Annotated in this window: 5 protein-coding genes (1 of these 5 running past the window's edge); all 5 read right to left on the minus strand. The window is 46.5% G+C overall.

All coding sequences use genetic code 11. The features are described 5' to 3' along the window. Nucleotides 1-11975 carry the 5' portion of a non-ribosomal peptide synthase/polyketide synthase gene (locus tag D9603_RS13160; protein ID WP_128731653.1) on the minus strand. It extends 9187 nt beyond the left edge of the window, so the window shows 11975 of its 21162 coding nt (coding positions 1-11975); the start codon lies at nt 11973-11975; its stop codon lies beyond the left edge, outside the window. A 36-nt stretch (nt 11976-12011) separates the two neighbouring features. Further along, on the minus strand, nt 12012-13160 hold the full coding sequence (locus D9603_RS13165; RefSeq protein ID WP_161972745.1) for a retropepsin-like aspartic protease: 1149 nt from the start codon (nt 13158-13160) through the stop codon (nt 12012-12014). 40 nt (nt 13161-13200) lie between these two features. Then, on the minus strand, nt 13201-14499 hold the full coding sequence (locus tag D9603_RS13170) for a hypothetical protein (RefSeq protein WP_128731655.1): 1299 nt from the start codon (nt 14497-14499) through the stop codon (nt 13201-13203). Between the two features lie 5 nt (nt 14500-14504). Continuing rightward, a complete protein-coding gene (locus D9603_RS13175; protein WP_128731656.1) occupies nt 14505-15878 on the minus strand; it encodes a diaminobutyrate--2-oxoglutarate transaminase family protein in 1374 nt (457 codons plus the stop codon). 498 nt (nt 15879-16376) lie between these two features. Beyond that, nucleotides 16377-17945: an alkyl hydroperoxide reductase subunit F gene (ahpF, locus tag D9603_RS13180; protein WP_128731657.1), complete on the minus strand. Its 1569-nt coding sequence runs from the start codon at nt 17943-17945 to the stop codon at nt 16377-16379. Between the last annotated feature and the right edge of the window lie 28 nt (nt 17946-17973).

Raw genomic sequence — 17973 nt, forward strand, 5'->3', positions numbered from 1 at the left:
GCCAGTTGCACCCTTGCTCTTAACATCGGATGTTGCTGCTGCAACTGCTCCATCGCGAGGTTAAGCTGTGCCTCATCCAAGTGTCCATGCACGCGCCACAACGTTGGCATATTGTACAGTGGCGTGCCCGGCTGTAAGGTCTCAAACCACACCATTTGCTGTTGTATCGCACTGAGTGGGAAATGCTGCAGTGGCATGAGTTCATGATGACTGATCTGCGCACGCGCCTCGGGCTGTAACTGAGTGATATATTGTGCCAATGCCTGTGGACTCGGCTGTTCAAATAGGTCTTTAACGGTAAGCGCATTACCTACTTCCAATACACGGCGTAATGTTGAGATCAGGCGCATTGCAAGTAGTGAGTGTCCTCCTAATTGGAAGAAGTCAGACAGCCTACCGATCCGATCGACATCAATTTTTAGTAAGGTCGCCATATGCGCCGCAAGTTCAGACTCCAGTCCCGGTTGCGGCGCTTCACCACGCTCGTCAATTCCCGCCTCAGCTAAATTGGGGAGAGATTTGCGATCCACTTTACCGTTGGCAGTAACAGGGATCTGAGCCATCAAGATATAATGGGTTGGCACCATAAAGTCCGGTAACCAAGCGGCAGCATGACGTTTTAATTCAGCCAATTCAGCGCGGCTTTCTAAATAAGCAATGAGTACCCCGTTTTCGACACTGACGACACAGCGTTTTGTCTCTGAAGCTTGTTCCATCACAGATTCAATTTCGCCCATCTCAATCCGCATTCCTCGGATCTTAATCTGGAAGTCGCGGCGCCCCAGGAACTCAAGCTCGCCAAGATGGTTATAGCGTCCTAAATCTCCTGTTTTATAGAGTCGGCTGCCCGGTTCTCCAAATGGATTGGCAACAAATGCATTGGCGGTTAATGATGGTGCATTTAAATAGCCTCGACCTAATACCACCTCACCTGCAACACAGATCTCCCCTACCGCGCCTTGCGGAACAGGCAGCAGATCGGCATCGAGTAAATAGATGGCCGACTGATACACGGGCTTGCCAATAGGAAGTTGCGCGTAGAACGCCGCCGGTGTTTCTTTCATCACATGCAACGTCACATCATCACTACATTCCGCAGGGCCATAGGCATTCATCATAGGAATATGGGGGTAACGCTTAAACCACCTTCTTGCCATTTCTGGCGGCAGTGCCTCACCGGTAGGAATAAGATGGCGCAAATCACCTAAGCTGTCATAGGCGCCTGCAGCAACTTCATCCATCAGTTGCTGAAGCTGAACTGGCACTGTTTGTAATACCGATACTTGATGACGTGTTAGAGCCTGTAAAAACAGCAATGGGTCAAGCACAGTTTCATCACTGAAAATTGCCACGCAGCCCCCTTTCATCAAAGCGCCAAGGTACTGCCAAACACTGATATCAAACGACAATGCTGCGGTCTGTGCAAAGGTATCGACAGCGCTAAATTTAAGGGTATCTAGCGCCGCCCAATTATGGTTTACCATGCCCTGATGGGTGGTCATCGCCCCTTTAGGTTTGCCCGTTGTACCTGAGGTGAATAACACATAGGCAAGCTGCTCTGGATGTCGCACTACAGCGCTAAGATCAACGTTTTGCGTCGCTCGGTCATTTGGGTGTACCACACAAACGTCATCAAATGGGCCAGCTCTATCTGTGATCACTTGTTTTATATGATGCTCGTCTAACAACATGCGAATTCGCTCGGTTGGTAAACGCGTATCCAGCGGTAGGTAACATCCACCAGCTTTAAATATTGCCAACATCGCAATCATCACGTGGCAACTACGAGTGAGGTGAACTGCAACCGGATGATCCGCCACAGCATCTTGTTGTAATAACACAGCGGCCAGTCGATTGGCTTCGCTGTCTAGCTCTCGGTAGGTCAGGCTACGCTGGCCATCATCAACAGCAATTTTATCACCATATTGTGCGACGACTTCATCGAAGACATCCAAGTAATGTGCATTACGATGTTGAGTCGCGGGCAACGTTGCAAAGTCGTGCCAAATGCTGTTGTCGCCTTGATCGAGTAGCTCAAATTCTGCAATCACCTGTTCTGGCTTAGCACTCGCTTGCTGCAATAGCGTTAGGTACTTGTGTGCAAATCGGGCGATGGTTTCAGGTTCGTATAAGGTAGCGTCATATTCAAAGCGCAAACGTGTACCTTGCGGTAACGACTCAAGCACCACAGTCATGTCAAATTGTGGCTGATCCGCTGGCAAATCGAGTAATGTCAGTGGCTGTCCAGCTAACTGAAGAGAATCACTTGAGAAACTATTTTGCAGATCGAACATCACATTAAATAGCGGTGACTGTCCGCCACGAGAGAGCGCACTCATTACCTCATCATAAGGCAACATTTGGTTTGCCATCATGGCACCAAATTCATGACCCGATTGCTTGATAAGGTCAACAAAGCGCATTTGTGGTGAGTAACGTTGCCGATAAGAAAGCGTATTAACGAACATCCCTAATGTTTGCTCAAAGCCACTTTGCGTGCGACCAGCTGATACTGTGCCAATCACCAAATCTCGCTCACCGCTTGCATGGCTGAGCGCCAAACTAAAGGCACACAAATAAAGGTTAAATGGTGTAACAGCATATCGACTAGCCAGTTGCTCAATTTGAGCCACGACACTCGCTTCCAGATTAATATCATAATAAGCAGCGACAGGGTTACGCTCTGGACGCTTTTGGTGGTCAACCGGTAAGCTAACCCCTTCATTGGCTTGCTCTAAATATGCTTGCCAAAAGGCGCGTTGCGCTTGTGCTTCGGCGCTTTGCATCCAGTTCGTTTGTTGATAGCAATAGTCGTTATAATCCAATGCAAATGGTTCTGCTACAGCAAGTTCACCACCTTCATACGCTACAGCTAAATCGTTGAATAACTTGTTTAGTGACCATCCATCCAAGGCAATGTGGTGTGCACTCAACGCTATAAAGTGTCGAGATTGGCTGTTGATTAACGTAACACGTAAAGGACAGTCGCAGGCCAAATCAAAGGCTTTGCTAACACATTGCGCTGCATATCGCTCGACCTCATGTTGATCATCACTATCAAGCTCAACCACTTCAAGCTGGCATGGGTTTCCTGCAATGCGTTGGATCACACCCGCTTGCTCTTCAAACCGTTGACATAGCACCGGATGCATATCGCTCAGCGCTATCAAGGCTTGCTGTAGTTGCTTCGCGTCAAGCGCTGCACATTCAGCCACAAGATTGATGTTGTAAGCTGTACTTGTGGGCTCCAACTGCTGCATAAAATACATACGAGTTTGTGCAGGACTTGCTTGTGAGAATGATTCAGGTGTGGATATTGCAGCAACTTGAGACCGTTCAGCTTGCGTAAGTAACTCGGCTTGCTCTTCGAGCGTTTGCGCCATAAACAACTCAGCAATGCTTAGGTCTGTTGCTAATGCCATCTTCACTTCACTGACCAACTGCATCAGCAAAATAGAGTTACCACCAAGCGCAAAGAAGTTGTCTTTTGCGGTGGGTGTCACCTTTAATAGTTTATGCCAAATGGCGGCTAGTTTTTGCTGCTGTTGGGTCAGTGGCATGTCATCTATCACTTTGCCCCAATCAGCTTCAGTTGGCTCAGGTAAGGCCCGCGCATCTACTTTGCCATTGTGCGTAAGCGTAAATTGCTCAACTAGAGTAACAGTAGATGGAAGCAAATAATGGGCGACACGAGATTTCAGCCAAGTTAGCACTGACCCACGGTTTATCTGCGCTTGAGGTGTTACTTTGATATACGCAGCCAAATACGCCAGCTCACCGCGTTGTTTCACGACAACAACGCTATTTTCAATGTCTGGGTGCTGATCTAACTGATTTTTTAGCTCTTCAGGTTCTATTCGATGACCACGGATCTTAACCTGATTATCGATGCGCCCAAGGAAATGTATAGTGCCATCAGCTGCCATATACACCTGATCTCCTGAGCGATACAAGTTCCCTTCACCATAAGGGTTTTGAATAAATGCTTGAGCCGTTAGTTCAGGACGAGCAAGATAACCGTGCGCCAATCCTTCACCGGCTAAACATAGCTCACCCGGCGTGCCCAATGGCACTAATTGTCCTGCGGCGTTTAGTATAAGGTGGCTACCCCAAGCACAAGCATGCCCAAGTGGCACATCTGTCCCTTGCACCATCGCTAAGGTGATCTCACAGGTTACAGAGAAAATCGTATTTTCCGTAGGGCCATAACCATTACACAATTTGCCTTTAAAACCACTTTCAAGCAGTGCCTTACAGCTCGGAGAAGACACCGCTTCACCGCCAATCCAAAGACGTCGATAGCTGTGTAGCATGCGCGGTTCGGTTTTCACATATTGATTGAATAACGCAACGGTCATAAAGCCATAGTTAATTCCCGTTTGTTCAACCACTTTGGCAAATTCAGTTGGCGCAAGCACTTGCTGCTCTGTCACCACAGCCAAGCAACCGCCGCTTAGCAGCGCCGACCAAATTTCAAATGTCGCGCCATCAAACGCTGGGTTATTCATAAAACTGACCACACAATGTGAATCTAACCCACCTTCTGCTGGGTTCAGTACCAGCCTGGTGATCCCACGGTGTGGCGTCACAACCCCTTTAGGTTGACCCGTTGACCCTGAGGTATAAATAATATTGGCAACACTGTCAGCAGTTACGCTCTTAATTGGCGCCGTGATTGCATAGTCATTTAACTGAGGAAGCAGAGTGGGCAAAGAAAGTGAAGAGACTTGCTCAGACAACGACTGCTCAGCAAATGCAATATTGATATTGGCCTGTTGTAAAACAAAGTGAATGCGCTCTTGCGGCCAGCGCGGATCAATAGGCACATAAGCCGCACCTGTTTTGATTATGGCTACTGCTGCAAGGATCCAATCCATTGAACGAGGCATAACAATAGCAACATTACCTCCTGCCTGAACCCCACTTTCAATCAAGTAATGAGCTAATTGGTTAGTCACTCGATCAAGCGCTTGATAACTTAGAGTTTTATCTCCTTCACGCACGGCAATTCGCTGTGGATACGCGGTGGCGCTGGACATAAAACTGCTGATAAGATCGCATGAAGTATGCTGAGGAGATACCAAAGACTGACCAAGCTTAAGCACTTGCTGTTGCTGCGCCGTATCAATAAGTGGTATCGCCGCTAATGGTTTGTCTGCATCTTGAACCACTTGCTCAACAAAATAAGCAAAGCCATTAACAAGTGCCTGCGCTTGAGCGTCATGGTAAAGATCGCTAGGAAGCTCAAAGCTCCCCTGACACAGCTGACCATCATAAGACATCGATAACAGGCAATCGAATTTGGCGGTATCGTGATCTGTGACTATTTCAGTGCAAGTCAATCCACCAAAAGTTTGCGATGCGCCACCTTGTTCAAAGTTGAACATCAGCTGCACAAGAGGGTTAATACCCGCGCTTCGCTCAACACCTAAACCATCAATAATAGCTTCCAGTGGGGCTTGTTGATGCGCAAGTATCTCTAACCATTGTTGCTGTGTTTTTGCCAAGTATGCTGTAAAACTGAGCTCAGGCTGGCACTGGGCTTTGAATGGCAGCGTATTCACAAACAAGCCAACTACCTCATCAAATTCAGTGCGGTCACGGCCTGCAACAGGCACCCCAGTTATTAATTGTTCAGCCCCTGTCAACAGCGACATATAAGCCGTATAACAGCTTAGCAATAAGGTAAATAAGCTAACTTCAGCATCCTGCGCCAACTCAGCAACCGCGCTAGATGCCTCAGAAGACAGACTGAAACTCCACGTTTGGCCTTGGAACGTACGTTGCGGTGGACGCTTTTGAGCCGTAGGTAACGCCGACACATGCGGTGCATCATGTAAGTAGTCGCACCACCAAGATACCGCTTCTTGAACCTCTTGCTGATAGCTCGCTTGCTGCTGCCAATTCACCAAATCAGCGTAATGATAGGAGCTTGTGTCTTGCACTGGCTGATTGCTGTAAAACGCCATCAAATCCGCCAACATCACTTGGCTTGACCAAGCATCCGAGATCAAATGATGCATGTTAAATACTAATACCTGCTCACCACTTGGCCAGCAAAGTAAAATGGGCTCGAACAAGCCAGCTGACAGATCAAATGGCTGCTTGGCTATCAACTTAACTGCTTGCGACATAGAGGTGGTTTTGGGCACTTGAGTCACTGTCAGTGGTTGATTGTGTTCAGAGATAAACTGTAGGTTATGGGCCTCATCAATACGTGCGCGCAACATCGGGTGTTTGCGTTGTAAAAATGTCACCGCAGCCTCTAGTTTGGCACTCTCTAGCTCGCCATGAATTTGCCAAGCATTAGGCATATTATAAAGCGCGGTGCCCGGCTGCAGTTTCTCAAACCACAACATTTGCTGCTGCGTTTGTGTTAATGCAAAATGCTGGTTATCGGCAAGCGTTACTTGGGCCAGTACCTCACCCGGTGCAATAGTCGATTGGGCAACAAACGTGGCCAGTTCGCTTAAGTTAGGATAATCAAAAATCGCCTTAACGGTTGCTTTTTCGTTGAGTGAATAGTGCTTACGTAAGGCAGAAATTAGCTTCATCGCCAACAGTGAGTGTCCACCTAAGCGAAAGAAATGCGCATCGCGGTACACTTGGCTTACTTCTAAATCAAGCAGTTGCGCGTATTGCTTTGCCAAATACAGCTCAATTTCCCCGCAAGGTGACTCACCCACTTCCGTTGTTCTAACTTGTGCCAATGTTGGGAGTGCTTTTCTGTCTACTTTGCCGTTGGCAGTCACAGGCAAATTATCCATCACCACAAAGTAGCTCGGCACCATATGCTCTGGCAGTTGCTCCTGTGCATGTAGGCGCAGTGTATCGACGCTTAATTCACTTTCCAGATATGCTAATAAGAGCCCTTGTTCAGCACATACGATACAACGAGCTGTGTTAGGTGCCATTTCCATCACAGACTCAATCTCACCAATTTCAATCCGCATACCACGGATCTTAATCTGGAAGTCGCGACGACCAACAAACTCCAATTCGCCTGCAAAATTAAAGCGACCTAAATCACCGGTTTTATACATTCTGCTGCCAGGCGCGCCAAACGGGTTTGCCACAAAAGCATTGGCGGTCAGTGCTGGAGCATTCAAATAACCGCGTCCAAGTACCACTTCTCCTGCAATACAAATTTCACCGATAGCGCCAACAGGTACCGGCTGCAGTGCTTCATCTAAAAGATATACACCACACTCAGTAATGGGTTTCCCAATAGGTAAAACGCTTTGATGAGCAGGAGGCGCTACAGATAAATGATGCAACGTCACATCATCACTACATTCTGCGGGGCCGTATGCGTTAAACATTGGAATGGAATAATTATCAAACCAAGTTCTCGCAAGACTTGGAGGCAGCGCTTCTCCGGTTGGGATCAAAATGCGTAAGGCAGCAAGCGGGTCATGTGCCAATTGCGCTGCTTGATCTATAAGTTGTTGCAGCTGCGCAGGCACCACCTGCAACACACTCGCGTTATAATGTGCTAGCGCTTGCAAGAATAACAAAGGGTCGAGCACTTCTTGGTCGCTTAAAATAGCCACCCGAGCACCACACATTAATGGTGCTAAATGCTGCCACACGCTAATGTCAAAAGATAATGCAGCCGTTTGCACAAAACAGTCAGAAGTTGAGAATGACAGTTCGTCAAGCAGTGCATAATTGTGGTTCACCATACCTTGATGGGTTGTCATTGCCCCTTTTGGTTTGCCCGTGGTACCAGAAGTAAATAGCGTGTACGCCAATTGAGCAGCAAAGCGTGGGATCTGTGTTAACTCTATGGTGTCACAACCAACTGCGTCCGAATCCACAACAGTAACGCCAGTAAACGGACCTTCACTGTCGCTAATCACAAACTCTATGCTTTGATCTTCGATGAGACTGCGGATCCGCTGCGCAGGTAAGCGCATATCAAATGGTAAATAACTGCCACCCGCTTTAGCAATGGCTAACATTGCCACCAGCACTTTATGACCGCGCGCTAGATGGACCGCAACGGGTTGCTCTAGCTTCACTCCAGCCTCAACTAAAGCCCTAGCTAATGCGCAAGCCTGTTGGTCTAGCTGAGTGTAAGTCAGTGTTGTATGACTGTCTTGAACCGCGATAGCATCAGCAAACTCAGCTACACTGGCGTCAAAGGCGTCGAGATAGTGCTGATGGGGATACGAATTAGCTCGAACCGATGCATAGTTATCTACAAGCTGCTGCTCTTGGCTAGTAAGCGCCATTAGCTCGTATAGGGGTTGTTCTGGATGTTCGCATGCTCTGCCGATTAGCTCACGATAAGCGGAAATAAAACGCACAATCGTGGCTTCTTGATAGAGGCTCGCATCATACTCACAAATAATGTTAAGACCGTCATGCTGAGATTCTAAAGTGACCGTCAAATCAAACTGGGGGTCATCAACACGCATCCGCGTGCTAGACCAGTTCCCTTCACTGTTGCCGCCCCAAGTGATTGCGTTTTGCATATCAAACATCACGTTAAACAGGCTTTCACTGCCACTAATGCTATGCTGCACTCGCTCATAGGGTAGCTGTTGCTGTGCAAATGCTTGCTGATTTTCGGTGCCGACTTGTTTGCAGATTGCTTGAAAACTATTGCTAAGATCAACACTGAAGTTTAGCGCTAGCGTGTTGACGAACATGCCCACAGTATCAGCAAACCCGCCCCACTCACGACCAGCAACAGCAGTACCTAAAGTAAGCTGCCTTTCACCATTTTGATAGCCTAGTTGCGCATAAAAAGCACTGAGGAAAACGTTAAATGGCGTTAGCTGCCAGCGCTTAGCCAGCTCAGTTACCCGCAGATTAATATCGTTACTGATCACTTGTTTATGCACAGCTGCACGCGCCTTATGATCTGCTTTTTTCGCAAAATCAAACGGCAATGCACTGCTAGGGTTATGCTCAGCTAAGTATCGAGACCAAAAGTCGGTACTCAACTCGGCCTGCTCACTGGTTAACCATTGCTGCTCTAGTTGGCAATAGTCGTCAAAAGCGCGGGCTTCTTCGTTGTGTTCAGCACCATGATAAAGGCTATGTAGTGTCCGTAAAATAATATCTAGTGACCAGCCATCCACGATGCTGTGGTGTGCACCAATATATAACGTGGCACTATTATTATGAGTTAACAAAGCAACCCTAAAGAGACAATCTGTGTTTAAGTCATACACCTGCTGATTAAGTAAGTGCAGCTGTGTATTTACGTCTTGCTCGCTAGTACAGGCATGCTCTGTTACGCCATCAAAACGACGTGTTTCGCGCCATAATTTACCATCATAAGCAAAGCCTTGTGTCAGCACTTCATGTTGATGAATTAACTCGTTTACCGCGACAGCTAACCGTTTTGCATCAATGGGTGTCTGGCTCGTTAATGTTACTCCTAGGTTATAGGCAACACTATGAGGGTCTAATTGCTGCATAAAGTACATCCGCTGCTGCGCCGCTGATGCGAGCTTTTTACCGGTAGCACAAGCGGCTTGAAGCTCGACGTTACGCAATGGCTGCAGATGTACGGCCATTTCATGTAACCTTGGGTGTCTGCTAATACAAGCAGGGTCTAATTCAAAGCCGTGTAAATAAGCATGATGAACAAGCTTCATTGCAGCGATGGAATCACCACCCAAGTGATAAAAGTTGTCGGTTCTGCCTACCTTCACCTCGAGCACGGTTTGCCATAACGTCGCCATCGCAGCTTCTAACTCACCTTGTGGGGCGATGTATTCAGATTGCTCGCCACGATCAGCTGCGCTCGGCTCAGGCAAAGCTGCTTTATCAATCTTGCCGTTGGCATTTAAAGTAAAGCCAGAAACTTGAGTAATACTAGACGGTAACATGTATGGTGGAAGACGCTCAGCAAGCCAAGATAACAGCTCGGCTCGGCGCTCCGCCGACAATGTCGTCGTATTGGTAAAACATATAAATGCGGCTAGATACTTTTGGCCGTTGCGCGTCATAACACGAACATGACTTTGGGCAATATCAGGGTGTTGACCGAGTTGCACCTGTACTTCCTCAGGTTCAATACGATGTCCCCGGATTTTTACTTGGTTGTCAGCACGTCCAACAAAGTGCAGTACGGCATGTTCATCCATCCACACCAAGTCACCAGAGCGATACATAGTACCTAAGTTAAATGGATCACTCACGAATGCTTGTTCTGTTAATGTTGGTGCGGCTAGATACCCTTCCGCTAATCCATCACCCGCTAAGTAAAGTTCGCCGGTGACACCAAGTGGAAGTAGCTGCCCCTGAGGATCCAGCACATAATGATTGGAATAGGCACAGGCGCGTCCCAATGCAACCGAGTTTTGCTCCAGCGCTAACTCATCAAGCAGATGCGTGGTAGAAAACACCGAGTTTTCTGTGGGTCCGTAGCAGGCAATCAGTTTCCCTGAAAATGAATGTTGTAATAGGCGACGACAGGTTTCGACAGGGATCACTTCTCCACCGAACCACAAAGCCTCGAGACCACATAAGATGCTCGGATCAACTTGCACATACAAATTCACCAGCGCTACGGTTAAAAAACTATGCGTGACACCATGCTGAGTAAGTGCATTACCAAAACGCCTTGGATCTTGAACCTGCTCTTGTGAAATAACGGCCAACGATGCCCCATTTAATAGCGCCAGCCACATCTCAAAGCTACAAGCATCAAATGCGGTATTATTACAAAAGGCAACCACACTGCTTTGGTCGGTATCAACATGCTCTAAGTTGAGTGCAATACGATTGAGGCCTCCGTGCTTTAATATCACACCTTTTGGCTTCCCCGTAGAGCCCGAAGTATACAAAATACAAGCTCGAGTACTCGGGTCCAACTCACTTATCACAGGTTCAATAGCCGCTTCACTTAACGCTGTTTTATCAAGGTTTATCACCGCAACGTCGGGCACTCGCAGAGTAAAGCTTTCCCCGCACACAAGAGCGGCAAATTGACACTGTTCATGCAATAAAGTCAGGCGCTCTATGGGAGTATTTAACGCAATCGGTACGTAGGCGGCGCCCAGTTTAACGATTGCCAAGCACGTCTCAACCAGTGCAACTGAACGTGGTAGCGCCACCGCTACGGTATCTCCACTAGAAACACCAAGCCCCTGTAAGATGTGCGCCAATTGTTCACTGCGCTTGTCCAACTGCTCATAGGTAAGGTGAAGCGCTTCCTCTCGTACTGCTATTTGCTGCGGATGAGCTGCGACTCTTGCCCGAAAGACACTGACTAAGTCGCTGATCTCAGCTTTTGCCTGGTAGCTTGGCTGTCCAAGCTCTAGCAATGTTTCTGCTTGCTCTCCAACCAGGGCTAAGGTGTTTAATGGCGCTTGCGGTGTCGAGGTTGCAGCCTCTAAAAAACCTAAAAAGCCGCTAAATAGGCTATGAGCAATCGCTTCACTGTAAAGTGCGGTTGCAAATGACATCTCACAGCTATATCCAGATTCGGTATGGCGCAAACATAATAATATCGCCATTTGTGACAAGTTGACTTCAGCGCTTTGGCTGCAACTGGCAAATCCAAGTTGTGTAAATGCAGCGCAACCGGCATGACTTTCTAGTTCATGTTGCTGCGCCATCTGGCTAAGCGCTTCATTTGATACGGGCGCAGCAGAGGCTAAAGTGGTCTCACATTCTCTAATTGCCTGAGAGAAGTCTGACGTAAAGTCAATATTGAACAACGCTATTTGCTGCGATAGAGGTGCAGCCTGTACTGCAAGCACTTGCTCAGAATGCAGGGTAAGTCTTGCTAAATAAGCGATAAACGCGGTGAGCAAAGTACTGCTGGCGGATGCTTCAGTTGCACTTAGTAAGCTTGAAACATCGGCTACATAGTGCGTATGCTCATGATTTGCCGAATGCTGTGTATTTTCTGAGGCCGGTATCGCTGAGCGAAACCCACGTTTCGCTTGACTTTCGAACCAGCGCGCTGCTGTCGATAATTGCATTGAAGTCTTAGAATTATTGTTCATTTTTGTATTCCGTGAGTAAAACGTTCCTAGGGAAGCTCAGTGTTTATGGCGAATGTCAAAACTGGCGGCGTGAAAATTAATATGCATGCGAAGGCTGTCTGCGGTGTCGACACCCAATCGACCATCGCAACGACTATGGCTGCAATCTTGATGGTCGGCACGTACCGTCAGTTTTTTAAAATGCTGTGTGATCGATGGAAAATGGATGCTGATAGGGCCAAATTTAGCGGTTTTCTCCACCGCCCCTTTTCCCCCTAACCCATTAAACTTTCGCTCTTTCCACGTAATGGATTGGTATTGTTCGGGACTTAAGTAATCTCTGGTGATTTGACTCTCCATTGCGCCGGTATCTAAAAACCAGAGTTGATTTGTATTGTTTGCCTTGGTGATCACCATAGGGTCGTCAAACAGCCAGACGAGATTTCCGCTTTTCTCTTGCTGCAGCGCAGGCTTTTTGATTTCAGCGATTTGTTCTTCAAAATCAAGCGTTAAATCCAATGCTTTTATAATTGGCCAGCCGATAATGCCATCAAGTTGATACCAATTAATCCCCAAAAACCGCTGTTCGAGTTCAGTGTGATCAACAACGAGCGCAAGCTGATCTTGGGCTTTAACCGGACCGAGCTGAAACGGTGGCAAGCGCACTAAGTCAGCCTTGACTGTATTTGCAGTTGCAGTATCGATTTCGACTTGCTGCTGTGAGGCAATATCAAGTTGTAATTGCTTCACCACTTTGTCTGTCACTAGACTTTGAGAAGCACCGGTATCGAGCACAAAGTAGAATTCATGTCCATTTAGCCTCAGCTTTACTCTTGGCAGAGGCACTAACCAGTGGCCTTGCAACGGGATGGAGGCTTGTGATTGTTCGAAGTAAAGTTGTGGTAAAGAGCCAGAAGCGAGCGTGTTGGCTATCACAGCACTACTATGCGTAGGGGAGACAATTCCCTCGTCAACTAACTTGCGGATCTTTTCGTATTGCTGTTGCTCAGTCAGCAACGCAAGCCACTGCGGTAATACTTGCGGGACTTCCTTATATAGCTTTGCCAACTCGGTTTCAGCCAACGTAAAGTTGCCAGCTAACATATGACGATAAATGTCGTTTAAAGTGCTTTGCTGCTTCTCGGTGATGGCTTCTAGTTTCGGTGCCCAAGCGTTTATCGCTGGGTCAACTTGTGCTTGGCTCATTGATATACCTAGGAATAAAATCAAAATAAAAAACAAGGTTCTATACTGCATCGTTCACTTCTATACATTGACTTTGTGTAATTTGCTGGCGTAACTGGGCATGCGCAATCCGCATTGCTTGCGCTTTTTCTTCCGCGACAATAACGAGATTCACGCATTCGTTGGCACCATCGGAACACACTGCCAATACCGATATCCCGTGCTTGGATAGCTGACTTTTTAACGCCTGAATATCAATAGCAAACTGATTGCTGAATAACGTAAGCAGCAACAGGCTTTGACTTTTCTGTATCTTTTGAAGAGCATGTAATATTTTGTTTTGTAGGAATAATTCCATAACAAAACGCAGTTCAGCGGCACCTTTATCAACACAAAATAGTCCTAGGTGTTCGCCATGGGGCAAGACTTGCACGCCACTCAATAGTGCTAATGCACTTACAGGGGGGCGCTCGCCACCAAAATGAATATGAGTGGCTTTTGGCGTGTTTGGATTTTTTGGACACTTTAGCGAAAGTATTAAGCGCTGTTGTCGCAATAATTGTAACGCGGGGTAATGGATCACAGATGCACCAAATTGTGATAAAACACACAGATCGTCAAACGCAATATCGGTGATTAAATTGGCTTCTGGAATAATGTTAGGATCGGCATTACATAACCCTTTTACTTCTTTCCAAATTTCAAGGCGACTTGCATTTAACGCAACAGCCCAGATTGCTGCAGTTGTATCTGAGCCATTGCGACCTAATGTGGCGATTTGTCCATCTTCCGCGCGAGCAATAAAGCCTTCACTGACATTAACGTGCTTGGCTTGTCTCGCAACCTGTTGCAACAAACGACTGATCTTCTCAATGGCTGGCTGATGTTCGGATTTTTCACCGCATAAATGAATAAACTCTGTGGCATCCAAATAGCCACAACTGAGCCCTAATACACGTAAAACACCGATCATGATCTGTGCGCTCAGCCGCTCGCCGAGTGTGAGTAAGTCATCATGAGCCACCTCCGGATAATCAAGCAGCTCAAGTGCGTGGTCACATAGATCATAAATCACATGTTGGGTGGCGGTGAGTTCAGGCTCTGCCTGTAAAGTTAGGGCGCATTGCCGAAGTAATTCACTGTGGAACAACTTGACTTGTTCTAATGCGCGTTTTTGGCTCGGTTTGTGTGGGTCAGCAAGAATGGTTTCAAGATCATTTGTCACGTTGCCACAGCCTGACACTATCACGATGACTCGAGTGTGCTTCTGCTGTTGCTGGATAAGCCTTGCGACACGTAATATCGATTCAGCACATCCCAATGATGCACCGCCAAACTTCATGACAACGGGACAATTCATCTTACTTACCCCTGCGCTAGTTGACTCATGCTAAGATCAAGCAGTTCAAGCGCACGCTCGAGCTCATCCATCGAGATAGTTAAAGCTGGTAATAAGCGCAATACAGCCCCAAAGCGACCACCAGTTTCTAAAATCAAGCCATTGGCAAAGCATTGTTTTTTGATTGCTGAAGCCAATGAGCCATCGCCCAAATCAGGGTGCTTTGGTGATCTGGCTGTGTTTGGGTGAATAATTTCAACTCCTAACATCAAGCCCCGCCCCCTAACATCCCCGATAAAGGTGTACTTTTGCTTCAGTTTTTCCAACTCGGCTTTAAGCCATGTCCCTTTTTTTTGAGCAGCTTCGGCCAATTTATCACGACGGATAATTTCCATACCTTTGCGACCTGCAATCATCGCCAACTGGTTTCCTCGGAAGGTGCCGGTGTGCGCACCAGGTTTCCAGTGATCATATTTTTCACGATACACAACAACTGACATTGGCATGCCGCCACCAAGTGCTTTTGATAGTAAAATCGCATCCGGCATGATGTCAGCACTTTGAAAGGCGAATAAATCACCAGAGCGAGCGAAACCGCACTGAATTTCATCGAAAATCAGCGGAATATCGTATTCATCACACAATTGACGTAAGCCTTTGAGCCACTTGGCAGGGGCAGGAATACAGCCACCTTCCCCCTGGATTGCCTCTAATATCACAGCAGCAGGCTTGGTTATACCGCTTTCTGGGTCGCTAAAGACGGTTTCAATATGGTGTAAAGAAGTCTCTATTAACTCGTCACCTTGTACCAAGTAAGGTGAGCGATAGTCATAAGGGAAAGGAAGATAATGCACATCAGGCATCAATGACGCTACAGCATCTTTGGCACTGAGATTACCGGTAAGTGATAATGCACCGGCTGTCATACCGTGATACCCACCATGAAACGCAAGTACCGTGCGACGTTTTGTTGCAGTTTTGAATAGCTTAACCGCAGCTTCAGTGGCATCTGCGCCAGATGGGCCGCAAAATTGGATACGTGCTTCATCACGAAACTTTTCTGGCAGTAAACCCAATAACTCTTTAGTAAACGCATATTTTGCGGGTGTTAAAATATCCAATCCTTGCATCACTTCATCTGTATGAAGGTACTTAATTAGCTCTTGTTTAATTTCTGGATTGTTATGACCCAGTGCTAATGTCCCTGCACAAGCTAAAAGATCGACATATTCTTTTCCATCAGCATCGGTAAGGATTGAACCTTTACCAGAGACGATGACTTTATCGATAACTCGCGAATACGTTCTTGCACTTGACTCTACGTAGCTTTGATAGGTGTACCAGCTTGCTGTATCTTGTGATTCAGTGTAGTTGCTTGTTAATTCCTGTGTTCTATCCATTGTGTTATCCCCCTCATTGTTACATTGAAGTTTCATTCACATTACAATTAAGGCTGGTCAAGATATAGAAACATTCACACCACAGCAACGGTTGTGAAATAATTTAAAATAAAACAAACCTTAAAATTAACACTACAAAAACAAAACCAAACCTTTTCATAAACAATAAATCCATATTAATCATACGGTTATAAGTTATTTAAACTAAAAATTCGATTGAGTTGCTTTATTTTTGCTATTTACTAAAAGACTGTTGGAGCATAGAAAAGCCATTTCACAGCGGAAAAACAGACACATTGATGCAAATATAGGGATAAAAATCACTTTTAGTCGTGCTGCGATGACTGCTCTTATCATTTCGCTACCCTATGTGTAAAACAAATGCTGACAGCTTAAGCTGGGAGGAGGGATAAATAAAAAAGCCACACTGCTGGAGTGTGGCTTGGGAGCATTGCATGGGTGTATAGTTGCAATGATTCTTTGTGATAATGCAAATACTTAAGCAGCTTGCTCGTCGTCTTGTCCTAACCGAATTAGATAATCAAAAGCGCCTAAACTTGCTGTCGCTCCCCCACCCATCGCAATAATAATTTGCTTAAACGGTGTGGTGGTTGCATCGCCTGCCGCGTAAACGCCCGCTAAACTTGTCGCCCCTTTGCTGTCAATTTCAATTTCACCAAAGCGACCAAGTTCGACTTCACTCGATTTTAACCATTCAGTATTTGGCACCAGCCCAATTTGTACAAAGATGCCAGCGAGTGCTAACGAATGAGTGTCACCGCTTACCCTGTCTATATAGTTAAGACCGGTTACTTTGTTACCATCTCCAACGACTTCAGTGGTTTGTGCGTTTTTGATAATGGTAATATTCGTAAGGCTGTTAGCTTTTTTGATCAGCACTTCGTCAGCTCTAAGTGTATCGGCAAACTCTAATACCGTGACATGCTCAACAATATTTGCCAAGTCGATGGCAGCTTCTATACCCGAATTACCGCCACCAATTACCGCTACAGGTTTCCCCTTAAATAACGGACCATCACAGTGCGGACAATAGGCAACCCCTCTTCCTTTATATTCGGATTCACCAGGTACATTCATACTTCTCCAACGCGCTCCCGTTGCCACTACCACCGATTTAGCTTTTAACACTGCACCGCTTTCAAGAGTGATATCAATGGTTTCGCCTTTGTTAATCGCCGCTGCACGCTGGTTCTTCATCACATCAACGCCATATTGGTTAACATGCTCTTCTAACTGTGCAACCAGTTTAGGGCCTTCGGTTTTTTGTACAGAGATAAAGTTCTCAATGCCTAAAGTATCCGCAACTTGACCACCAAAGCGTTCAGCCACAACACCGGTATTTAGTCCTTTACGAGCGGCATAAATAGCAGCTGATGCGCCAGCAGGGCCGCCACCAACAACGAGCACATCAAACACGTCCTTGTTGTTAAGTACAGCTGCTTGTTTTTCGCCAGCTTTGCTATCAAGTTTAAGTAAAATATCGCTTAGGCTTACTGCGCCTTGACTGAATTGCTCACCATTTAAGTATACGGTTGGCACAGCCATGATGTTGCGTGATTCGACTTCCTCTTGGAACAAAGCACCATCAATCATGGTAGTGGTAATATTTGGATTAACAGCCGCCATGAGATTCAATGCCTGCACGACTTGTGGACAGGTTTGGCAGCTCAGTGAAATGTACATCTCAAAGTTCAATGGGTTATCAATACTCTTGATCAGTTCGAGATCGTCTGCCGATGCTTTAGTGGCATGCCCGCCTGAGTGCAATAATGCAAGAACCAAGCTAGTAAATTCATGCCCCATAGGTACGCCTGCAAACGTAATTTCACTCTTTGTGTCTACGCCGCGAACTGACATTTGTGGTACGCGCTCGCCTTCACTCGATTCAGATAGTGAAATTTTATCGCTCAGAGACGCTAAATCTTGCGCTAACTCTTTTAGCTCTTGCGATTTTTTACTGTCATCAAGACTAATGACGAGTTCAATCGGACGTTGTAGAGAGCTAAAGTGGCTTTGTAGTTGAGTTTTAATTTGGTTGTCTAACATAAATGGTAACCCTCTGCAGAAACTACAG

It is taken from the genome of Pseudoalteromonas sp. PS5, from assembly GCF_004103255.1.
GTDB classification, from domain to species: domain Bacteria; phylum Pseudomonadota; class Gammaproteobacteria; order Enterobacterales; family Alteromonadaceae; genus Pseudoalteromonas; species Pseudoalteromonas peptidolytica.